Genomic DNA, 20,756 nt, shown 5'->3' on the forward strand with positions numbered 1-20,756 from the left:
TAGCGGCAACTCAGCTATCCCCTGTGTCGTCAGCTATGGCGCAAATGCTGATAAAACGCTCAGGGCCATGCGGCCTATCAACGCCGCCGCTAGGACTGCCAGGCAGCGCAGCGATCCCTTGGCAGTCCTCATTAGCAACGAGTTGCCCTCATCAAGCCTGTGGTGCCGTCGCCGCCCCTTTCGTCGGGGCGGCGGCCGGCTGGCCCCGTGCCCCCAACCGCCTTGCCACCACGTAGAAGACCGGGGTGAACAGCAGGCCGAACAGCGTCACCCCCAGCATGCCGTAGAACACCGCTACGCCGAGGCTCTGACGCATCTCCGCGCCGGCGCCGGTTGCCACGGTCAGGGGCAGGACGCCGAGGATGAAGGCGAGGCTTGTCATCAGGATCGGCCGCAGCCGTGTACGCGCCGCCGCCGCCGCAGCCTCCCATCGCGTCGCGCCGTCATGCTCGGCGGCGCGGGCGAATTCGACAATGAGAATGGCATTCTTTGCCGCCAGCCCGACCAGCACCACCAGCCCGACCTGCACCAGCACGTTGTTGTCGAGCCCAGCATGCTGCACGCCGAGCAGTGCCGCCAGCACCGACATCGGCGCGATCAGTACCACCGCCAGCGGCAGCAGCCAGCTTTCGTACATGGCCGCCAGCACCAGGAAGACGAAGACCACCGCAAGACCGAAGGCGATCGGAGCGGTGTTGCCCTGTGTCGTCTCCTGCAGCGCGATCTCGGTCCATTCGTACCCGAAGCCCTCGGGCAGCGCCGTACGCATCACCTGCTCCATGGCCGCGATGGCCTGGCCCGTGGAGACACCCGGAATGGCTACGCCCTGCACCTCTGCCGCGGGGAAGAGGTTGTAGCGCGGTACGCGGTAAGGGCCGGCCGTTTCTTGGAAAGTTGCAACGCTGCCCAGCGGCACCATCGCGCCCGCGTCGGTCCGCGCCCGCAGCGCCGCAATGTCCTCGATGGAAGTACGGTGCTGCTGGTCGGCCTGCGCCGTCACGCGCCAAGTGCGACCCAGTAGGTTGAAATCGTTCACGAAGGCCGAGCCCATGTAGATGCCCATCGCCTCATGCACCCGCGAGATTGGCAAGCCGATCATCTCGGCACGTGGCCGGTCGATGTCCGCCCGGATCTGCGGGGTCGCGGTGTTGAAGAGGCTAAAGGCGAAGGCGATGCCTGGCGCTCTATTCGCTGCGGCAAGCACCTGCTGGGTTACGCGCTCGAGTTCCTGCGGGCCGCGGCCGGCGCGGTCCTGGATCATGAGCTTGAAGCCTCCGCCCGTGCCGATGCCCGGCACAGGCGGAGGCGGGATCACCAGCACCATCGCCGCGTCCTCGCCCCCTACACGCTTCTGAATATCGGCCAGGATCGTATTGGCCGTGACGCCCAGCTGCGCGCGCTCCTCGAAGGAGTTCAGCCCCGCGAAGACCACGCCAGTGTTCGGCGCATTGGTGAAGGTGGCGCCATCCAGGCCAACGAATGCGATGGAGTTGGCGACGCCCGGTACTTGCGCGATGACGTCCGAGGCGCGCCGGATCACCTCGTCCGTGCGGCTGAGGCTGGAGCCCGGCGGCAGTTGGAAGGCGGCGATGAGATAGCCTCGATCCAACTGCGGGATCAGACCCGTCGGCGTCACCAGCACCTGACGCCCCGTGGCGCCCAGCAGGCCGGCGTAGAGGATGAGTAGGATTACCGGCAGCCGCACCAGCTTCCGCGTCAGCCCGCCATAGCCAAGGGAGAGCTTGTCGAAGGCTTTGTTAAAGCCACGGAAGAACAACGTGATCGGCAGGAAGAGCCGGTTCGGCCTGCCATGTCCATGCGGCTTGAGCAGCAGCGCGGCCAGGGCCGGCGAGAGGGTGAGTGAGACAGTCGCCGAAAGCAGTGTGGCGACCGAGATGGTCACCGCGAACTGCCTGTAGAAGGCACCCGAGATGCCGCTGATGAAGGCCGTCGGCACGAAGACCGCGACCAGCACCAGCGCGATGGCGATGAGCGCGAAGCCTACCTCGTCCATGGTTTTTCGCGCGGCTTCCAGCGCCGAAAGCCCGGCCGCCATGTGGCGCTCGGCGTTCTCCACCACGACGATCGCATCATCGACCACAATGCCAATGGCCAGGATCAGGCCGAACATGGTGAGCGAGTTCAGCGTGAAGCCCAACGCCAGCAGAATGGCGAAGGTGCCGATGATAGAGACCGGGATGGCCAGCAACGGGATCACCGCGGCGCGCCAATTCTGCAGGAAAATGACCACCACGAGCACGACCAGCACGATCGCTTCGATGAAGGTGTGCAGCACCGCTTCCATGCTTTGCGCAATGAAGCGGGTCGGATCGTAGACGATGTCGTAGGTAATGCCGCTCGGGAAGGAGCGCGCGGCCTCGTCCATCGTGGCGCGGATGGCCGCTGCGGTGGCGAGCGCATTGGTGCCGGGCCGCTGGAAGACACCGATGCCGACCGCCACGCGATTATCCAGCAGCGCGTTGATGGTGTAGTCGCTTGCGCCGATCTCGGTGCGCGCGAGGTCGCGCAGCCGGATGGGCGCGCCGTTCGCGCCGGTGCCCATCACCTGCTCGTCAAACTGCTCGGGCGAGGCAAGCCGGCCCTGCGTCTGCAGCGCGATCTCGAAGGCGCCGGCGCTGTTGGCGCGCGGCGCCTGGCCGATTGCGCCTGCCGCGACCTGGACGTTCGCGCGCTGGAGGGCCGCGACAACATCGCCAGCCGACATGCCGCGGGCCGCGACGCGATCCGGATCCAGCCAGACGCGCATGGCGTAATCGCGGGCACCAAAGACCTGCGCATCGCCGACGCCATCGAGCCGCGCAAGGCGGTCCTTGATGTTCAGCGTCGCATAGTTCGACACGAATTCGGGGCTGCGGCTGCCGTCGGGCGAGAGCATATGGACCACCATGAGGAAGTCCGGCGAGGCTTTCTTCACGGTCACGCCCAGGCGGCGCACGTCCTCGGGAAGCCGCGGCTCGGCGATGGCAACGCGGTTCTGCACCAGCACCTGCGCCTGATCGACGTCCACCCCCTGGCGGAAGACGACGCTGATGGTGAGGCGCCCGTCGCCCGTAGACTGGGACGAGACGTAGAGCATCCCGTCGACGCCATTGATTTCCTGCTCGATCGGGCCGGCGACGGTGGAGGCGATCGTCTCCGCCGAGGCGCCGGGAAAGAGCGCGGTGACCTGCACGCTCGGCGGTGCGATGTCCGGATACTCGGCGATCGGGAGCCTGAGGGCGGCGATGGCGCCGACTAGGGTGATGGCGATGGAGATGACCGCAGCGAAGACTGGGCGGTCGATGAAGAAGCGGGCGAGGCGCATGGCAGGGGGGTCCTAATGGGGAGCGGAACTCGGTCCCCTGGCGGTGCAGTAGGGTCAGGCCTGGCGTTACTTGGCGGCGGCGAGCGGGCTCGGGCCGATGCGGCCCTGCTCCGCCGTCACTCGGCTGCCCGGGCGGGCGCGATGCAGCCCGCCGATGATCACCCGCTCCTCCGGCCCGAGGCCGGAGCGGACCACGCGCAACCCATCGACCAGCGGGCCGAGCTGGACACTGCGCGGCGCCACGGTGCCGTCCGGCCCAACCGTCAGCACGGCGCGGCCGGACTGGTCGGCGATCACCGCCGCATCCGGCACCATCAGCGCCTCGGTATCGCCAGCAAAGAGGCGCAGGCGAGCAAAACTGCCGGGGGTGAGGAAGAGATCTGGGTTGGCCACCACGGCGCGGCCGCGGATGGTGCCGGAGCGGGCATCGAAGGCGTTGTCGACAAAGTTCAGCCGGCCATTATGGCTGAACTCCGTTTCGTCCAGCAGCCGCAGCTGCACCGCGGCGCCGGCCTCGCTGCCGGCTGGACGACTGCCACCGCGGGCGGCGCGGGCATAGCGCAGATAGTGCGCCTCACTGGCATCGAAGATGACATAGACCGGGTCGAGCGCGACAAGCGTGGTCAGCAGGGTAATGCCCTGCTGCACCAGGTTGCCAGCATCGACGCGGCGGTCGCTGACCCGGCCGGGGCGGGGGGCCCGGATTTCCGAGAACTCTAGGTCCAGCTCCGCCTGGCGCAGTGCGGCGCGGGCCCCGGCGAGGCCGGCCTGGGCCTCGCGCAGGCTGCTACGCCGCGTGTCCATCTCGGATTCCGGGGCGAAGCGCTGGGCGACCAGGGGCGTGTAGCGCTGGACCTGTTGCTCGGCGAGGGTCAGCCGAGCCTCGGCGCGGGCGACCTCGGCGCGAGCGGTCTCGACGGCGATCTGGAAGGGGCGCTGGTCGAGAGTGAAGAGCAGGTCGCCGGTGCGCACCAGAGCGCCGTCCTCGAAATGTACCTGCGTCACTTGGCCGGAGACCCGGGGGCGGATTTCGACCCGGGCGGACGCCTCAATGCGACCGGTATGCTCATCCCATTGGGCAACGGAACGGGCGAGGGGGGCGGCAACGGTAACCGGCGGGGCGGCGGGGGCCTGGGCGGCAGCCGGCGCGGCAAAGGTGGTGCCGGCTGCGAGGGCCACGGCGGCAGCCCCGGGCAGCATCCGACTCAGCCAGTCCGTCCAGAGACCTCTGCTGAGATTTCCGCGGGGTTCGGCCGCTCTGGCCTTGTGCGGGGTGGGGGACATGACCATTCTCCAGGGCCGAATGATACCGACCGGTTCGTCTCTAAGGTAAGTGACCGGTCAGTACCATCAAGTGGAATCTTTGCCGCGCCGCATATCTCTTACGACGGCGTGAAGGAGCCTACGCCACCATGTCCAGCGCCCCGGCCGATCGCCCGAAGGCCGCCGAACGCATCCAAGCCGCTGCCAAAGACCTATTCTACCGGCACGGCATTCGCGCCACTGGCGTCGAGGAGGTCTGCCGGGTGGCCGAGGCCACCAAAATGAGCCTCTACCGGAGCTATCCCAGCAAGGACGCGCTGGTCGCTGCCATTCTCTGCGAGGACGCCGCAGTCTATGACGTCTGGTTTGAGGCGGTCACCGGCGGCCTGCCTGATGCCATTGCTAAGCTGCGGGCGTTGGTCGAGGCGGTGGCGACGAAGCTGTCCGACCCGGATTACCGCGGCTGCCCGCTGCTGTTGGCCCAAGCGGAATTCCCCGATCCGGCGCACCCAACCCACCAGCTTGTCGCCAAGCACAAGGCGCGGATGCGGACCGGGTTGACGCAGCTCGCGGCGGAGGCCGGGGCGGCCGAGCCGGAGGCGGTGGGCGACGCGCTCGCGCTGCTGTTTGATGGCGCCTGGGCCTCGCTTCCATATCTCGGTTCGGCTCGGGCCGGCGAGGTGTTGCGGCAATCGGCAGAGGCGGTGTTCCGGCTCGGCCTGCCGCGCGCTCCAAGCGCCCTAGGTCAATCAGCTTTTGGTAGTGCAACGCCCGCGCCAGCGCTCTCATCAGCGCGGGATCAGACTACGTCGTGACCGCAAGCCTGATGTCCTGGCCGACCGGTGTCGCCACCCGTCTTCTGCCCTGACCGGCGGCGGACCGTCATCAGCGTCCAAGCAAGATTGCTGGCCGACCGAACCAAGGCCTAGGTCGATCGACGCGGTTCCACCGCGGTGATGGTGCGCCGTCGCTGCGACATTAGAACAAGCGGAATCAGGCCCAACATGGTGATGGCGGCCATCACCCACCAGGCTAGGCGAAACGCTGCGAGAGGCGGCTCGGCCCCGGTGGACGACGAGACGATGGCCACGAAGATGGCGACGCCAACGGCAAAGCCGATTTGGCGGATCATGTTGATCACGCCCGACCCCGTGGCGAGGGACGACGCTGGAAGTGCCGACGTTCCCAGGCCCATCAGCGTCGGCAGCGTCAGCCCGACACCGACCCCCGACGGGATGACGCACAGCACGGCGAAGGCCAGGTCGGCCTGCGGCCCAGCCATCACCGCCCACACAATCACGCCTGCGGCAAAGACGGACAGGCCTACCGCCGCGACGCTCGCCGCGCCGAACCGGGCGATCATCGGTCCGGCCAGCAGCAACGACGTGACGGGAACCATGAAGGGGCCGGGCGCGATGGCCAAGCCGATCTTTTCGGCCGGCCAGTGCCATACGCCTTCCTGCCACAGCACAAGCGAGAGCAGAAAGCCACCAAAGGCGGTCGAGAACGGCGCCATCGTCAGGGTCGCACGGGTGAAGTCACGGATCTGGAAGAGGGCCGGGTCGATGAAGGGAGTATCGGAGCGCAGGCAGTGCGCGACGAACAGCGCCAGCGTCGCAGCCGCCGCCGCGAAGCTCAGCGAGACCCCGTACGAGCTCCATCCCCAATCGTTCAGCTTCACGATCCCGAAGGTCAGCGCGCTTATGCCGATGGTGATCAGCGCGGCCGCCCAGTAGCTCGGCACCGGCGCGGCATGGCCGGGAATGCGCGGGAGCTTGACCGCACCCACGACGAGCGCGAGGAGGCCGATCGGCAGGTTGACCAGGAAGATCCAACGCCAGCTGATCGTGACGAGCAGCCCACCAACGAGGGGCCCCAGGGCGGCGGCAAACCCGCCGATAGCGGCCCAGGTACGGACCGCCCCTCCACGGCGCTCCGCTGGAAAGGTCGCCAGGATGAGGCCCAGGGACGTCGGGGTGAGCAAGGCGGCGCCTGCCGCCTGCAGGAGACGAAACGCGACCAGGGATTCGATGCTGTTCGCCAGGGCGCAGGCGGCCGAGGCGACGGTGAAGAGGGTGATGCCAACGAGGAAGCTGAGGTTTCGCGGATAGCGCTCGGCCAACCGGCCGCACAGCGCCAGCAGCGCCGCGTAGACGATCGCATAGCCGTTCAGAATCCAGGAAAGGTCCCCGAGGTTGGTATTACCGAGGTCGCTGGCGATGTTGGGCAGCGCCACGTTGACGATGAACAGGTCGAGGTTGGCCAGCACGATTCCGGCGCAGACAATTGCCAGGACCTGGCCCGGGCTCGCGGGGGTCCTCATGCCGCTGCTCCTGCGCTTGCGTATCGCCCGGCCGCGTACGGCATGATGGGAATGGGCATCTCGGATCTCCTCGCGGGTTGCCGACCCTTTCGATGGCGGTCGCCATGTTTGACTTTTTAATGGCGCTAGTCATTAATGAAGTCAACGCGTGGGCATGCGCGTCGGCGAAGGCAGGGACATGAAGGTCACCAGGGAAAAAGCGGCGGAGAACCGCGAGCGCATCCTCACCGGGGCCGCCCGCCTGTTTCGCGAGCAAGGCCTCTCTGGCGTCGGCGTCGATGCCCTGGCCGAGGCGGCTGGCCTCACGCACGGCAGTCTGTACAGCCAGTTTGGCTCCAAGGAGCGGTTGGCGGAGGAGGCTCTTCGCCACGCCTCGCGCACGAGTTCGGGACGCATGAGCGACGCGCGGACTCTGGACGACTTCGTTGCCCGCTACCTGACCCCGGAGCACCGGGAGCGCCGCGGCGATGGCTGCGTGGTGGCGGCCCTGGGGTGCGAGATGCCGCGCCATAGCGCCGCGATCCGGCGCGGCTTCACGGACGCCGTGCGGGCGATGGTTGGACGGATCGCCGGCCTGAAGCCGGGCCGCCGATCGTCCGAGGACGCTGCCCTGGCTGCCGCAGCGACGATGATCGGCGCGCTGACCCTGGCACGCGCCGTCGACGATCCGGACCTGTCGGACCGCATCCTGGCGGCGGCCAGGAACCAGCTAACGTCGCGTTAGACCCAGGCGGACCCGCACCCCCGGGCCGTCTTTTCTGTGTCGACCGGGAGCACGAGACATGGCGCCGAGTGATAAGCCAGACCGCCGGGACGTCGCGCTCATTGTTGGAGGCGGGCCCGGCATCAGCGCCAGCTGTGCAAGGCTCTTCGCAACCAACGGCATGGCTGTTGGCATCGCCGCCAGGACCCCGGACAAGCCGGCCCTGCAGGATCTGGAGAAGACGCACAGCGTCCGCCGATACGGGTCTGACGCCAGTGACCCCGCCTCTGTGGAGCAGCTGTTCTCGGCCGTCGTGCGGGACCTGGGAGCGCCGACGCTTGTCGTGCATAACATCGATGGCCGGGTTCCCGGCATCTTCGGGAAGCGGATCATCGACGTCGATCCAAGCCTGGCTTTTGATACAATCCGGAGCGCGGCGTTCAGTGCGTTTCTGGTCGGCCGGCAGGCAGCCCGACTGATGCTGGAGAACGAACTGAATGCCAGCGGCGTGAGGGGGTCGATTATATTCACGAACGCAAGCGCGGCGCTCAAGGGCTTCCCATCGAGCAGTGCCTTTGCAATGGCATGTCATGCCAAATCGGGGCTCGCGCAAAGCATGGCGCGAGAACTGATGCCGCAGGGAATCCACGTGGCGAATGTCCCGATCGACGCGGCGGTCGGCTTGCCCCAGGAAGACGGGACCCGCGCCCATCGTCGGGCAGGCGCGACCGTGAACGACAACATGGCTGATCCGGACCGTATCGCGGAAACCTACCTGCAATTGCACCGCCAGCATCGGTCAACCTGGGCATTTGAAATCGTGCTACGGCCGTGGGTCGAAAAGTGGTGAGCACGGGGACAGCACGCAGTTCCAATGTATGGACGCCTGAGCGCCGGCCCATCGCCGGCATCTCTTGACCGAACCTACAACTCTGCTCTCCGCCCAGAGCGGTCAATCGACCTCGCCGGGCTCGGGCATTGGATTGGGCTCCACAGCACTGCGCTGTTCCGCCCAGTTCACCGAGAACGGCTCGAGCAGTTTCGGCAGCGCCATTTCGGCAGTCCGCCCATCCAAGATCGCCTCGACGATCTCCGGCGCCAGCAGCGTCAGCCGCAGCAGGCTGCCCAGGTCCCCCCACTCTATTCGCTCTGCCGCCGTCATCTCGCTGATCGACGAATAGCGCCCCTCGTCCAGGAGACGCTGGTATCGAAACGCCCGCGCCAATGCTTTCACCAGCGCCGGATCGGCTCGCGGGGCTACAGCCATTGTGCCTTCCTGCACTGGCATCACCACCGTCTTCCGCCCCAAGCGCCTCAGGATGGTCAGCGGCACCCGGACGGTGATGCTGGCCGCCGCGCTCATGCTGCTACCTGCTCTGCGCCGGACGCGCCCGCACCGAGGTCGCGGACCAAGCCGGCCAGCCCCTCCACGCGAAGGCGGACATCGGCGCCGGCAGGCTCGACCACCACTCGCTCGACCAACGTCCGGACGATCCGCGCCTGCTCCGCCGGGAAGAATTCGCCCCATAGCGGGTCGAGCCGCTCAAGGGCCTTCTGGACGTCGCCCTCCTTCAGGTCCGGCGGCTCGGTCCGTGCCGCGAGCCAGGTGCCGACCACCACCATCGCCTGCTGATCCGCGAACTGCAGGCGGTGGCCGACGCCGTGCACGACCGGCTGATGGTGTTCATGCCGCCGGGCTCAGCCAAGTCGACCTACACCTCCGACCTGCTCCCGCCTGGTTTCTGGCCCAGGGCCGCGACCGCCGGGTCATCGCCACCAGCAACACCGCCGACCTGGCCGGCACCTTCTCCCGCCGGGTGCGGGGCCGGATCCGCGCCCATGGCCTGGCTCTCGGCTACCGGCAGGAGCGCGAGGCCGAGGACCTCTGGACCACAAGTAATGGCGGGGAATACCGGGGCGGCCGGCATCGGTGGCGTCATCACCGGGCTCCGGGCCGACTTGGCGCTGATCGACGACCCAGTGAAGTCGAGGGAAGAGGCGGACAGCGAGGCACGGCGGCATCGAGTATGGGAATGGTTCCAGGATGACCTGCGCACCCGCCTGCGGCCCGGGGCGGCCATTGTCGTGGTCCAGCCCGCTGGCACGAGGACGACCTGTCCGGGCGGTTGCTCGAGGCGCAGGGCGGCCAGTGGCGGGTGGTGTCCCTGCCGGCGGAGGCCGAAGCAGAGGATTCATTGGGTCGCGCCCCGGGCGAGATGCTGTGGAGTGACGATGGCTATGGCTATGCCGCCTCGCTGGCCCGGATGAAGGCCGAGGCCAGCACCCGCAGCTGGTCCGCGCTCTATCAGCAACGACCAGTGCCGGACACCGGCCACTACTTCCAGCGGCAGTGGCTGCGCGAGGCCGACAGGCCTGCCGGACCGGGCGACGCTGCAGGTCTGTGGTGGCTCAGACTACGCCGTCACCGCCGCGGGCGCGACTTCGCCGTGCATGTGGTGGTCGGCATGGACCCGGAGGGCCGGCAATGACTGCTTGGCCTCTGGCGTGGCCAGACCGCGGCCGATGCCTGGGTCAAGGCGTTCTGCGACCTTGTGCGCGAGTGGCGGCCGATTGGCTGGGTGGAGGAGACCGGGCAGATCCGCGCCGGCATCGGGCCCTTCCTCGAGAGCTGCATGCGCGAGCGCCAGGCCTACGTGGCGCGGCATGCCTTTCCCACTCGGGGCGACAAGTCGGTGCGGGTGCAATCGTTTCGTGGCCATTTGGCACTCGATGGGTTGCACCTGCTGCGGCACTCACCGTGGCGGAAGGCCTTTGGGGCCAAGCTGCTGACTTTCCCCGCAGGCAAGCATGACAACCAGGTCGATGCGCTCGGGTTGACCGGGCAGCTGCTGGACAAGATGATCAGGGGGACCGCGCGCAAGCCCGAGGCCAAGGAGCCGAAGGACAGCTTGGGCGAAGCTGTTCGATCGGCAGGACCTCGGCGTCGCCGACTGTCGCATCGCCTGACGACAGAGCTGTTCACCTCGGAACAACGACCGATGCTCGGTGGTGAACAGCCACATGGGCGACATTTCGGTCCGGCTGCCGCGCTACTCGGCCAGCGCGACACAGGCAAAACCCACCCTGGCCTCGGTCGGCACGCCGAACAGCGCAGTGTGTCGCGCCGGCAGCCCACCCGGGAAGTGCTTCACATACTCGGCGTTACAGGCGGCGTAGTCGGCGCGGTCGCTGATCAGCATGGTCACCTGCACCACCCGGTCGAGGCTACTGCCGGCCTCGGCCAGCAGGCCGGTGATCAAGGCTAGTGCGTTGCGCACCTCCTCGGCCGGGGTAGCACCGCGGTGGAGGCCACGGGCCGGGTCGTGCGGTGCGGAGTGGCCGGAAACCCAGACCAGGCCGCCCGCCTTCACCATGCGGCTGAAGGGCCGGGCTTCACCTGGGCCAGGCTGATCGAAGAACTCCATGGCTTATCTCCTGTAGCGTTTCTGCAGGCTGCGGATCGGGTGCTAGAAGCGTCAATGCGTGGCCGGGATCAACCAAGTCAGGCACACGACCGGAGAGCGGCGCCATGCCACCTAGTGCGGAGCCTTGCTGGCCCCCTGTTGTGTATCGAACAAAACTAGAACATGTTGAGCGCATGAGCGAGCCCAGCCCGGTCAGCCCCGAAGTCTCCGCCGCATGCGGGAGGTGATCACCATGGCCATCGCCACCCGGTCCATGACCGTGCTGGAGGCCGCTGCCGAGGCGAGGGGCCTGGGCCGCGGCCTGAAACCAGCACTGCAGGCCGAGATCGTGGGGAGGGCCGTCACCGATCTGCTGCGAGACCTAGGCTGCTACCAGGCGCTGCCGGCGGCAGAGGACGCGGCTGGGACCGCCCTGAGCCCGGCGGACCCAGCCGAGGTGGCGGATTCGCTGGCCTACGCGATGCGCTTCGACGAGCGCGGCAAGGCGCGGCGCACCGGTGTCGAGTACGCGTCCCAACTGGCTGCTGGCCAACTCGTGCGGCACCTGACGGCGAGCGGCTACGTCGTAATGCGGCGCTGCCCCTCAGACGCACTTCGTTAGCAGCATGGTGGCCCTCATGGCGGGCATGGACCCGGCCTTCACCTTCACCGTTGATCACCTGGCCAGGGATCAGGCGTTACTGCTGCCCTGCGCCTGCCGTGTCCGGACCTTTCAGCGCCAGACACTGATCTCAAGCGTCGGCCGCGATGCCCGGCTGCACCTGATCGGGCTGCACCCTGAGCTATGGTGCTCAGACTGCGGCGAGCCGCCCTTCGTCGGCTGGGTGGTGCAAGGGGAGAGCGAAAGAGTTTGAGGCCGGCCCGCTGCGGCGACACGCAGCCCCGAACAGGGCTCCTCGTCGTCACGCGGCGGGCGCCGGCCGCCCAACGATGATACTCAGTGGCGAGTAGGTCGGGATGACTCCGACGAGGTCGAAGCCGCTGCTGTTCAGCAGCACCTGAAACTCCTGAGCGGTGCGCTCCAAGGCGCCGTACTGCACGAGCATGTTCAGGTCGAAGGATTTGCCGCTTGGGTCCTGGTTGGGCGGCCCAACAACCCGTTCGATAGCGAGCAGCGTCGCTGTCGCCGGCATGACACGGCGGCAGCTGCGCAGGATCTCGGTCGCGTCGCCCTCGTCCCAGTCGTGCAGGACGGCCTTCATGATGTAGGCGTCCCCCGCACCAGGGACGGCCTGGAAGAAATTGCCTGCGGCGACCTGGCATCGTTGCGTCAGGCCGGCCGAGGCAAAGACCCCTTCCGCCGTGACGGCAACCTGCGGCTGGTCAAACAGGATGCCACGGGCGTCGGGACAGGCGAGCAAGATGGCTTTCAGCAGATGGCCTTCACCGCCACCGACATCCACGGTGCAGCCGAAGTGGCCGAAGTCGTAGGCCTCGGTCACCGCCCGCGCCTCAGCACGCGAGAGGGCCGTCATCGCGGCATCGAACACCGCCCGCTCCTCGGGATGCTGGTCGCGGTAGGTCCAGGCCTCCACCGCGCAGGTGAACCCGGCCGCGCCTTCTCCGGTACGGATGCCATGCAGCAAGTTGCCCCATGACTGCCACATGCCGGGCGTTCCAACCCAGCGCGCGTAGTCGAGCCGCGAACCCAAGGCATCGCCGGTGAGGCAGGTGCCGAGCGGAGTAAGCGAGAAGCGCCGACCCTCAGCCTCGTGGAAGACGCCAACCGCGGCCAAGGCGCGCAGCAGTCGGTAGAGCGATGCCGGATGCGCGCTACAGGCCCGGGCCAGAGTGTCGCTCGGCTGCGAGCCGTCCTTCAGGTGGTCCGCCACGCCGAGCGTGGCGGCGACGTGCAGCGCCTGGGAAATCTGATACCCGTTGATCAGTCGCACCAACTCGGCCGAGGGGTCGGTCGCGGCCATCTCGCGGGACTGGTTATCGACCATGAATCGTGCCCTCCCTGGCGCGCCAGCGAAAGGTGACGAAAAGCGCCTTAGTGGTCGGGGTGCGGCAACTGCCCACAAGAGTCGCCATCCTTTCACCCGGGCCGTTCTTACCGCATGCCGTCGTCAGAAGTCTGCTTCCCGCCTCCGTCGGCGGCTCGACAGAAGCCGTCAGGTCCCCGCCCACACCAGCACCCGTGCCACTGTCGCGTAAGTCCAGGCCGCCCCACCCCTTGGCGTCGGCACGCCACGCTCGGTCAGCGCCCGCGCGATCGCTGCTTGGCCTGTCACGCCATCTGCCCGCAGCCGGTCCACCTCCAGCGCAAGCCGGTGCGCGACCTGCTCCGCCGCCACACGCCGCGCCTGGGCCGCTGCTGCGGCGCTGGGCCCCTCGCGGCCGTTAGTCTCTGTCGCCGCCCAGCACCGCTCCACGCGCTTTGGCGGCCCGCAGCGCCGCCCGGGTGCGCTCGCTGATCAGCTCGCGCTCCTTCTGCGCCATGGCGGCGTAGATCCGCATCATCAGGTCGTCCGCGCCGGGCATGTCGGCCGCCCGGACCTGGTACCCCGCCTCCAGCAGACCCGAGAGCGTGTAGGCGCGCCGGGTGATGCGATCGAGCCGGGCAGCGACCAGCACCGCGCCGAGCTGCCGGCAGCGGGCCAGCGCTGCCTGGAAGCCCGGCCGGCGGTCATTCCTGCCGCTGGCCACGTCCTGGTGCTCGGCAACGAGCGTCCAGCCTTGCGCCGCGACATAGGCCCACACGCTGGCCTGCTGGGCTTCAAGCCCGAGGCCGCTGTGCCCCGGTTCGGCGGTGGAAACCCGGTATAGCCCCACCGCCAGCCTGGCAGCGCCGTGGGGCAGCACCGGCCGCATCAGCCCGCCTCGGCCAAGCGGCAGACGGTGTAGCTGCCCGTGGTCCCCTCCTTGCCGGGCCCGACTTGGCGGACCCGCTTGGCCGCCTCGACGGCGATGCCTTGGCGCTTGTTCAAGCCGGCGAAGACGCCGCGGACCGTGTGAGCCTGCCAGCCGGTCGCCTCGGCGATCTGGGTGACGGTGGCGCCTTCCGGCGGGCGCGGCTTGGCAAGGACCTGCTGCTGCTTGGTACCCTCGCGCGGCTTGCGTGGGCCGGCGGAGCGGGGTACCGGGGCTCGCTTGACCAGGATGGCGCGGAGGGCACCGATGGCGTCGGCTAGGCCGGTGCGGTCGCCGGTCTCGTCGTCCCACGCGTTGAGGACGTGGTGGGCGGCGTCGCGCAGGCTGGGGCGCGCCGAGGGCACCGTAGAGGGCGGCTGGGCCGCCTCGGCGCAACTGGTCGCCACCAGGGCCTCCGCAGCCGCAGGAGTCGCCAACGGCGCGCTGCCGGGCTCCTGGGCCGCGTCGGCGGGGGCTGAGTCGGGCGGTGCCTGTTCGACGGCCTTCTCGGCCTCATCCACGGCCGCAACGTCGGCAGGCGCGGCGCCGACGGCCACTATGCCGACGTCGGTGATGCGCACGATGGGCTTGCTACCATCCTGCTGATGCCAGCGCAGGTCGGCCAACTCCTCCGGTACCTCGCACGCCTCGACGTAGCCCTGCTTGAGCAGGTTGTTTAGCACCGTCCGGGCAGCGGCGGTCGGCAGTTTGTCGGGCGGCGCGGCCAGGCGCAGCGGGTGTTGTGCGGCCTCGGCGGGGATTCAGCGGGCGGTGTCGGAGAAGGCCATGTCGGGGCTTCTGGGTGCGGCACCCGACAACCCGGGTGCTACGGCCCAAGCCCCGCAGGGAAGCCGATCAGGGCAGTGCGCTGGCGGCTACCGCGGCGCGTGACAGACCATTCGCTCTGTGCAGGCGCGAAGTGAAGCGGGAAAACATGCCTGGCCCGCTTTCCACTTCGTACTGGCATTTGCGCAATCGCTTTCATCCCCAATGCGGCGAGGTTCTGGACAGCTTCTCCCCTGGCAGACGCCTTCAGCGAGAACACAGCATGAGCCTGCCCACAGGCCCGTACGCAAGGTGCTGATCCTTTGGGCTGTGGGATAAAACCATGTTCGTTGCCGGGCGGGACAGATACGTCCAAGGTTGTCCTCAGGTATATTCCTAGACCCTGGGGGTAATGGAGGAAACCAAGGTACATTTTCTGTTGGTCGTCCACATTCACGAGCGGCAGACGACGCTCCAACGCAGCTGCAGAGCCGCGCAACGCAGGCTGCGATACATCTAACGCGTAGCAGACTCCATCTCGCCGCGCTTCACAGAGTCGCGGCGTCCCGGGCCCGCTTACCTTGCCGGACGCACAAGGTGCCGCTTATCGTCTCATGGGACTGCCTCGAAGGGATATATGACAAGGCTTGGCAGCTCTCATAACTGCCACGTGTAACAGGACGGCCTCGACCTGCCGCTCTGACGTAGGCGATAAGGAGACGCCCTCATGCCTCGGCTCGGTTTCGGTGCCTTTCTCGCTCCGCATCACCCGATCGGCGAGCACCCACTGCTGCAGTTTCGTCGTGACCTTGATCTGGTCGAACATCTCGACAAGCTCGGATACGACGAATTTTGGTGCGGCGAACACCATTCAAGCGGCTGGGAGATGATCGCCTCGCCAGAGATGTTCCTCGCTGCTGCGGGCGAACGGACGAAGCGCATCAAACTGGCCACCGGGGTCGTGTCGCTCCCCTACCATCACCCGTTCAACGTCGCGCAGCGGATGGTTCAGCTCGACTACATGACCGGCGGCCGGGTGATATTCGGCTCCGGGCCCGGCGCCCTGGCTTCGGACGCCCACACTCTCGGTATAGACCCGATGCTGCTGCGCGACCGGCAGGACGAGGCGATTGGCATCATCCGCCGGCTGTTCCGCGGCGAGCGCATTACCCACCAGAGCGACTGGTTCAACCTGAACGACGCCGCGCTGCAGCTTTTGCCGCTGCAGGAGGAGATGCCTTTTGCCGTTGCGTCGCAGATCAGCCCATCCGGGATGACCCTCGCGGGCAAGTACGGCATTGGCATCATCTCCATCGGCTCGCTCTCGACCGAGGGGCTGAACGCGCTGCCAACGCAGTGGGGCTTTGCCGAGCAAGCGGCACGAAAGCACGGCACCACGATCGACCGGAAAAACTGGCGCGTCCTGCTGAGCTGGCACATCGCCGAAACTCGTGAGAAGGCGCGTGCCGAGGCACGGGACGGCCTGCTGCGTCACCACAACGAGTATATCGCCGGCACACTGCAGCGGCCCGGAGCCAAGCCGTTCACCGATCCGGACGAAGCTGTAGAGAAGACTGCCGACGGTCCTGGCGCGATTGCCACGATCGGCACGCCGGACGACCTCATTGCACGGATCAAGGAGGTCGTGACCCTTAGCGGAGGCTTCGGCACCCTGGTCGGCTTCGTGCATGATTGGGCTAACCCCGAGAACACCTTCCGCAGCTGGGACATGGTGGCGCGCTACGTGGTTCCCGAGATCAATGGGTATCTCGCCGGCCTGCGGAAATCGCGCGAGTTCGTCGCCGCGAACCGCGAATACTTCGACCGGGCACGCGACGCAGTGATGGCGAAGATTAAAGAGAACGCTTCGGCTGCCGAAGCGCTGAGGGTGACCAGGTCGCAGATGCTCGCGGCTTCATCCAGCAATGTGCCGGATTTCGACAAACATCACGGCTAACAATAAGCCGACTTGGTCATCTCTGAGCCCGCCTGGGGGCGATGCTTCACCCCGTCAGAACGAGGATGGCAGTGTCGGAGAGGGCCATGTTTGGGGCTCCTAGTGCAGCACCCCATGGGCCGAGTGGTTTGACAGGCGCGCAGTCCGGACTGCCGCCGGGATGGTCGCATGAAGTGTTGCCTTTGCCGACCAGCGGGTGCCGGTCCCGGCCTTCACCCTTGCACCCGCGTCTCAGGTTGTATCCCGGCCCGGTACGGCGACACAGGACTGGCTTCGATGCGCCGAAGCAAGGCGAGCGTCGCCAGGACCGCGCTACCGGACAGAGCCGCGGCGATGCCGAACAAAGCAGGATATCCCAGCGCGTCGGCGATGCGTCCTGACACCAGCGAGCCGATGAGATAGACGACAAGTTGCGCACAGGCGAGCGTGGTAAAGTCGGTGCCGGGCTGGTCCGACGAGGTCACCGACATGAAGAGGCTGTAGAGAGCGACGATCTCCATGTAGCGGATCAGGGTCTGGAAGGCGGCCGCTCCGTACAATGGCCAGTATCCGAACAGGATGCCGGCGGCATGCAGGGTGAACAGCAGGAAGCAAAGGGTCCGCAGGCCGCCGAGCAGGCCGAGCGTGTATGACAGTCCGGCACGCCGCACCAGCCAGGCGGCCAACGCCGAGCCGGCAACCCCCGCCGTCGCGGCCGAGCCGCCGGAGATGAAGCCGATCATGTCGAGCGGCACGCCGGCATCGACCAGGTATGATCCCTCCATCGCCTTCACCAAGCCCTCGCTGGCGCGGTAGGTTAGTGCCACCCACAGAATTCCACGCGCCTCCGGTCGGCGCAGGAAGGCTCGCAGCGAGGGGCGAGCAACCGTCACTGCGGGGGGGCCCTCCCGCATCGCCAGCGCCGCCAGCAAGGGCAGCAGCGAGATGGCGGCGATGGTCAGCAGCATGGTCTGCCAGCCGAAGCGATGATGTAGCACGAGGCCGAGCGTCCCGCCGACGAGGACGCCGAAAGCGATCGACCCTCCCTGGATCGCATTGCCCAAGCCGCGGTCCTCTGGCGCCAGATGCTTCGCGGCATAGCCGTCCGTGGCGATGTCCTGGGTCGAGATGAACAGGGCCGCGGTGAAGCCGATCGCCAGCACGGTGGTTACCTCGCTCGGCGATACGGCGGTGAGGGCGAGGATGCAGCCGACTACGCCAAGCTGCGTCAGCACCACCCAGCCGGCGCGATGCGCACGGGCAAAGGGCCTGACCCGGTCCACCCACGGGGCCCAGAGGAATTTCAGCACGAGCGGCAGGAACAGGATGCTGAAATAGCCGATGGCGGAGCGGGAGACGCCCGCCTCCCGCATGATCGGCGGAACGGCGGCGGCCAGCAGGTAGCTCGGGATCGCCTGCGCTACATAGAGGCCGGCGAGCACGGCGAAGAGCCGGAGGCGCTGGCGCTTCGCCGTGTCGGCGGCGCTCATGGTTGCACCGGCAACTGGCCGGCGAGGAAGGCCCGCCCTTCGGCCTCGGTTTCGCAGACGCCAACGGGAAAGGCCCAAAGCCGACCGAACACCGACGCCGACCCGCCGGGATCGCCAGGCCGCACGATGGCAAGTGCCCGGCAGCGCCGGTCGAGCTGGTGACGCGTGGCCTTGAACCACAGCGCCTGGGCGCGTTCGCCGGCCGGCGAGAGCCGGCCGCGGCCACCGAAGATGGCGAGCAGGGCGAAAGGCCGTTCGTGCCCGCCGATCGCCTCGAGCGCCGCGAGATAGGCGGGCTCGTCATCCGCCGCATAGGGCGGCCCGAAGCGCAGGGTAAGGATGCCGGCGGGTTCCGCCTCGAGCTGCACCATCGTTGCCTCCGCGTTCAAAACGTCTTCCGGTATCCGAAGGTCATGGTGCGGCCGAAAGCCTCGACCGGCAGGTTGCGGACCGAGGTGGCAGTCGGGTTCTGGTAGCCGGTGTCGAAGAGATTTTCGACAGAGGCATAGGCCTGGCCGCCGAGCACCGGCGTGCTCACCGCCAGGTTCATCGTCCCGCCATCCTCGATCTTATAGCGCGTGCCGCTGCGGTCGATGCGTTGGTTACGGCCGGTGAACCCAACCACCTCGGCCCGCAGCATGGTCCCTTCCTCGAACTGCCAGATGCCGGACAGGACCGCGCGGAACGGCGTGGCGATCCGGTTGTTGGGCAGGAAGCTGTCGAGGTGCCCGTCGCCGTCCGTGTCGTAGCGGCCCTCGCGGTAGGCGAGCAGGCCGGCCAAGCTAAAGCGCTGGCTAAGCTTGACGTCGCCATTGAGTTCCGCACCCCAGATCATCTCCTTCTGCTGGCTGATCCGGTTGGTCAGCGGGTCGAAGGTGACGCCCTGGTCCGAGGTACTGATGAAGCCGACGAGGCCGGCATTGGCGTCCTCGCCGCGGCGCCGCACGCCGACCTCGTAGCTGTTCACGACCTGTGCTTCCGGGCCGATATTGGCGTAGCCGACGCTGGCACCGGCCGGCAGGCAGTTGGGCCGGGCAACCGGGCAGGCGAAGGCGGTGGAAAGCCCGGCCCGGCGGGTGAAGGAGCCGACATCCGGCAGGGCGAAACCCTGGGAGAAGCCGCCGTAGAGCTCCGCCCGATCCGTCAGGCGGAAGGTGGCGCCGGCATTTCCGGTGATCGCGTCATAACTGAAGTTCCCGCCGCTGACGCGAAGTGCCGGCAGGACGAAGGGGCTGAAGCCGGCGGCATTGCGAGCTGCGACGCCGGTATAGGCTGCGGGCCGGACGAAGTCGTCGACCGAGAGCGCGAAATGCTCGTAGCGCAACCCGCCACGCAGGGTCAGCCGGGGCCCGACCGGCACCTGCAGCAGGCCGAAGCCGGCGAGCGTCGTCTGCTCGAGCGGCGTGAAGACATTCTCGCCCGAAAGAAGCTCCTGCCGCGTCCTCTCATGGATCACGTCGCCGCCCCAGGTAAGGCGCGCCCCGCCGAGCAGGCGGTCGAGCGACGTGTCGACGGTGAGGTTGACGCCGTAGCGGGTGGAATAGAGCGTCGTCTGATTCGCCGCGCTGGTCGGCGCTGCGGGATTGCCGGAGTAATAGACCACGCTGTTGTAGGGATAGGAGAACTGCGTGAAGTTGAAGCGCTTCTCGATCTCGTTGTAGTAGGCGACCACCGACAGGTTGCCGAGTGCGAAGTCGGTGTCGGTGTAGCGGGCCGAGAAGGATTGCGAGGATTCGCGCACGCTGCGACCCGGATAGGGCGTGTTGAAGTCGGGCCTGGCCCGCGGCGGCGAATAGAGAGTCAGGAAGTCCGGGTCCTGCGCCAGCCGGATCACCGTGGCGGAGACCTCGACGCGGCGGGCAACGTCGATGTCGTAGCCGAACTTCGCCAGCAGGTTGCCGCTGTCCGTGCGGTCCGCCCCGCCCTGCCCGAGGAGGGCGTCGGAAGGGAGCGCGCGGCCGCGGCCGTCATAGGTCCGGCCGGTATGGCGCAGGTTGCCGTTCAGCACATAGTCCAGGCCGCCCTGCGTGCGGCCGGTCACGCCCAGCGACAGCTCCGGCGCCAGCGACCGTCCCGGATTGGCGGTGAAGGCGCGGAGTGCGGTGTTCAAGGTGACCTGCGCCGGCCCCTCGGTCGGGCGTCGGGTGATGATGTTGATGGTGCCGCCCGTGGCGCCCGCGCCGTAGAGGCTCGACGCCCCGGCCACGGTCTCGATCCGCTCGACCGCGTTGAGGTCCAGCAGCGCCAGGATGCGCGAGACGTCGCGCAGCGGCGTGTTGAGCGGCACGCCGTCGAGCAGCACCAGCGCATCGCGGCCACGGAAATTCTCCGAGGCGCCGGAGATTGTCTGGTTGCTGGGCGAGTAGCCCGGCACCAGGCGCGCGACGGCGTCCGACGGGCTGGGGCTGAGGATCAGCTGGCGTTCGATCTCGTCACGGTCGATGACCTGCACCGTCTGCGGCACGTCCTCGATCGGCCGCGGGGCGCGGGTGCCGGTGACGGTCATCTCCGGCAAGGTGACGGTGGCGCCGTCGGTCGGCACCGTGCTGCCGGACTGCGCCATGACGCGGGGTGGTGCGGCCAGCATGGCGGCAAGGGCGAAGCCGATAAGGGGCAGGCGCGCGCGCCGGCAGGGTCGGGGCATGGTCTGGGTCACTCGTCGGCATGCGGTAC

General features: G+C 67.8%; 20 protein-coding genes. 7 read left to right on the forward strand and 13 right to left on the reverse strand.

Annotated elements, in window-relative coordinates; all coding sequences use genetic code 11:
- Nucleotides 1-151 precede the first annotated feature (151 nt).
- Together ACFQS7_RS25730 and ACFQS7_RS25735 are read right to left on the reverse strand one after the other, a co-directional pair.
- Nucleotides 152-3,325, reverse strand: coding sequence for an efflux RND transporter permease subunit (locus ACFQS7_RS25730; RefSeq protein ID WP_380070001.1), 3,174 nt, complete (start codon nucleotides 3,323-3,325; stop codon nucleotides 152-154).
- A 66-nt stretch (nucleotides 3,326-3,391) separates the two neighbouring features.
- The gene (locus tag ACFQS7_RS25735; RefSeq protein WP_380070002.1) at nucleotides 3,392-4,525 is read right to left on the reverse strand and encodes an efflux RND transporter periplasmic adaptor subunit; all 1,134 of its coding nucleotides are present in this window, start codon (nucleotides 4,523-4,525) and stop codon (nucleotides 3,392-3,394) included.
- 212 nt (nucleotides 4,526-4,737) lie between these two features.
- On the opposite strand from ACFQS7_RS25735, the gene ACFQS7_RS25740 reads away from it, so the two are divergent.
- On the forward strand, nucleotides 4,738-5,403 hold the full coding sequence (locus tag ACFQS7_RS25740; RefSeq protein WP_380070003.1) for a TetR/AcrR family transcriptional regulator: 666 nt from the start codon (nucleotides 4,738-4,740) through the stop codon (nucleotides 5,401-5,403).
- A 110-nt stretch (nucleotides 5,404-5,513) separates the two neighbouring features.
- On the opposite strand, the gene ACFQS7_RS25745 is transcribed toward ACFQS7_RS25740, so the two are convergent.
- Nucleotides 5,514-6,911, reverse strand: coding sequence for an MFS transporter (locus ACFQS7_RS25745; RefSeq protein WP_380070004.1), 1,398 nt, complete (start codon nucleotides 6,909-6,911; stop codon nucleotides 5,514-5,516).
- Between the two features lie 154 nt (nucleotides 6,912-7,065).
- Between ACFQS7_RS25745 and ACFQS7_RS25750 the strand changes: the two genes are divergently transcribed.
- Both ACFQS7_RS25750 and ACFQS7_RS25755 read left to right on the forward strand, forming a co-directional pair.
- Nucleotides 7,066-7,635 carry a TetR/AcrR family transcriptional regulator gene (locus ACFQS7_RS25750; protein ID WP_380070044.1) on the forward strand — a complete coding sequence of 190 codons (570 nt, stop codon included), beginning with the start codon at nucleotides 7,066-7,068 and terminating at the stop codon, nucleotides 7,633-7,635.
- A gap of 58 nt (nucleotides 7,636-7,693) precedes the next feature.
- Complete coding sequence (locus ACFQS7_RS25755) at nucleotides 7,694-8,464, forward strand: SDR family oxidoreductase (protein ID WP_380070005.1); 771 nt, start codon at nucleotides 7,694-7,696, stop codon at nucleotides 8,462-8,464.
- Nucleotides 8,465-8,566: 102 nt separating this feature from the next.
- On the opposite strand, the gene ACFQS7_RS25760 is transcribed toward ACFQS7_RS25755, so the two are convergent.
- Together ACFQS7_RS25760 and ACFQS7_RS25765 are read right to left on the reverse strand one after the other, a co-directional pair.
- Complete coding sequence (locus ACFQS7_RS25760; RefSeq protein WP_380070006.1) at nucleotides 8,567-8,977, reverse strand: hypothetical protein; 411 nt, start codon at nucleotides 8,975-8,977, stop codon at nucleotides 8,567-8,569.
- Nucleotides 8,974-9,282: a hypothetical protein gene (locus ACFQS7_RS25765; protein ID WP_380070007.1), complete on the reverse strand. Its 309-nt coding sequence runs from the start codon at nucleotides 9,280-9,282 to the stop codon at nucleotides 8,974-8,976. Before ACFQS7_RS25765 ends, ACFQS7_RS25760 begins: the two co-directional genes overlap by 4 nt.
- Nucleotides 9,283-9,740: 458 nt before the next feature.
- On the opposite strand from ACFQS7_RS25765, the gene ACFQS7_RS25770 reads away from it, so the two are divergent.
- Nucleotides 9,741-10,103, forward strand: a complete 363-nt coding sequence (locus ACFQS7_RS25770; RefSeq protein ID WP_380070008.1) for a hypothetical protein — start codon at nucleotides 9,741-9,743, stop codon at nucleotides 10,101-10,103.
- A gap of 561 nt (nucleotides 10,104-10,664) precedes the next feature.
- On the opposite strand, the gene ACFQS7_RS25775 is transcribed toward ACFQS7_RS25770, so the two are convergent.
- The gene (locus ACFQS7_RS25775) at nucleotides 10,665-11,039 is read right to left on the reverse strand and encodes a RidA family protein (RefSeq protein WP_380070009.1); all 375 of its coding nucleotides are present in this window, start codon (nucleotides 11,037-11,039) and stop codon (nucleotides 10,665-10,667) included.
- 214 nt (nucleotides 11,040-11,253) lie between these two features.
- Here ACFQS7_RS25775 and ACFQS7_RS25780 point away from each other — a divergent pair, with 214 nt between their 5' ends.
- Both ACFQS7_RS25780 and ACFQS7_RS25785 read left to right on the forward strand, forming a co-directional pair.
- Nucleotides 11,254-11,640 (forward strand): hypothetical protein, encoded by a 387-nt coding sequence (locus tag ACFQS7_RS25780; RefSeq protein ID WP_380070010.1) that lies wholly within the window; start codon nucleotides 11,254-11,256, stop codon nucleotides 11,638-11,640.
- Nucleotides 11,641-11,644: 4 nt separating this feature from the next.
- Nucleotides 11,645-11,893, forward strand: a complete 249-nt coding sequence (locus tag ACFQS7_RS25785) for a hypothetical protein (protein ID WP_380070011.1) — start codon at nucleotides 11,645-11,647, stop codon at nucleotides 11,891-11,893.
- Nucleotides 11,894-11,941: 48 nt separating this feature from the next.
- Here ACFQS7_RS25785 and ACFQS7_RS25790 read toward each other — a convergent pair whose 3' ends face one another.
- The 4 genes from ACFQS7_RS25790 to ACFQS7_RS25805 all read right to left on the reverse strand — a co-directional run bounded on the left by ACFQS7_RS25790 (nucleotide 11,942) and on the right by ACFQS7_RS25805 (nucleotide 14,518).
- Nucleotides 11,942-12,985 (reverse strand): methyltransferase, encoded by a 1,044-nt coding sequence (locus tag ACFQS7_RS25790; protein WP_380070012.1) that lies wholly within the window; start codon nucleotides 12,983-12,985, stop codon nucleotides 11,942-11,944.
- A 168-nt stretch (nucleotides 12,986-13,153) separates the two neighbouring features.
- Complete coding sequence (locus tag ACFQS7_RS25795) at nucleotides 13,154-13,414, reverse strand: recombinase family protein (protein ID WP_380070013.1); 261 nt, start codon at nucleotides 13,412-13,414, stop codon at nucleotides 13,154-13,156.
- Nucleotides 13,383-13,853, reverse strand: coding sequence for a recombinase family protein (locus tag ACFQS7_RS25800; RefSeq protein ID WP_380070014.1), 471 nt, complete (start codon nucleotides 13,851-13,853; stop codon nucleotides 13,383-13,385). Before ACFQS7_RS25800 ends, ACFQS7_RS25795 begins: the two co-directional genes overlap by 32 nt.
- The gene (locus tag ACFQS7_RS25805) at nucleotides 13,853-14,518 is read right to left on the reverse strand and encodes a DUF3489 domain-containing protein (protein WP_380070015.1); all 666 of its coding nucleotides are present in this window, start codon (nucleotides 14,516-14,518) and stop codon (nucleotides 13,853-13,855) included. The genes ACFQS7_RS25800 and ACFQS7_RS25805 overlap by 1 nt, the downstream gene beginning before the upstream one ends.
- An 866-nt stretch (nucleotides 14,519-15,384) precedes the next feature.
- Here ACFQS7_RS25805 and ACFQS7_RS25810 point away from each other — a divergent pair.
- Nucleotides 15,385-16,614 (forward strand): LLM class flavin-dependent oxidoreductase, encoded by a 1,230-nt coding sequence (locus ACFQS7_RS25810; RefSeq protein ID WP_380070016.1) that lies wholly within the window; start codon nucleotides 15,385-15,387, stop codon nucleotides 16,612-16,614.
- Nucleotides 16,615-16,826: 212 nt separating this feature from the next.
- Here ACFQS7_RS25810 and ACFQS7_RS25815 read toward each other — a convergent pair whose 3' ends face one another.
- The 3 genes from ACFQS7_RS25815 to ACFQS7_RS25825 are packed head-to-tail and all read right to left on the reverse strand — an operon-like array spanning nucleotide 16,827 to nucleotide 20,727.
- Nucleotides 16,827-18,083, reverse strand: coding sequence for an MFS transporter (locus ACFQS7_RS25815; RefSeq protein WP_380070017.1), 1,257 nt, complete (start codon nucleotides 18,081-18,083; stop codon nucleotides 16,827-16,829).
- On the reverse strand, nucleotides 18,080-18,454 hold the full coding sequence (locus ACFQS7_RS25820) for a hypothetical protein (RefSeq protein WP_380070018.1): 375 nt from the start codon (nucleotides 18,452-18,454) through the stop codon (nucleotides 18,080-18,082). Before ACFQS7_RS25820 ends, ACFQS7_RS25815 begins: the two co-directional genes overlap by 4 nt.
- 14 nt (nucleotides 18,455-18,468) lie before the next feature.
- On the reverse strand, nucleotides 18,469-20,727 hold the full coding sequence (locus ACFQS7_RS25825; RefSeq protein ID WP_380070019.1) for a TonB-dependent receptor: 2,259 nt from the start codon (nucleotides 20,725-20,727) through the stop codon (nucleotides 18,469-18,471).
- Between the last annotated feature and the right edge of the window lie 29 nt (nucleotides 20,728-20,756).

The sequence above is a fragment of the Dankookia sp. GCM10030260 genome (assembly GCF_042666655.1).
Lineage (GTDB): Bacteria > Pseudomonadota > Alphaproteobacteria > Acetobacterales > Acetobacteraceae > Paracraurococcus.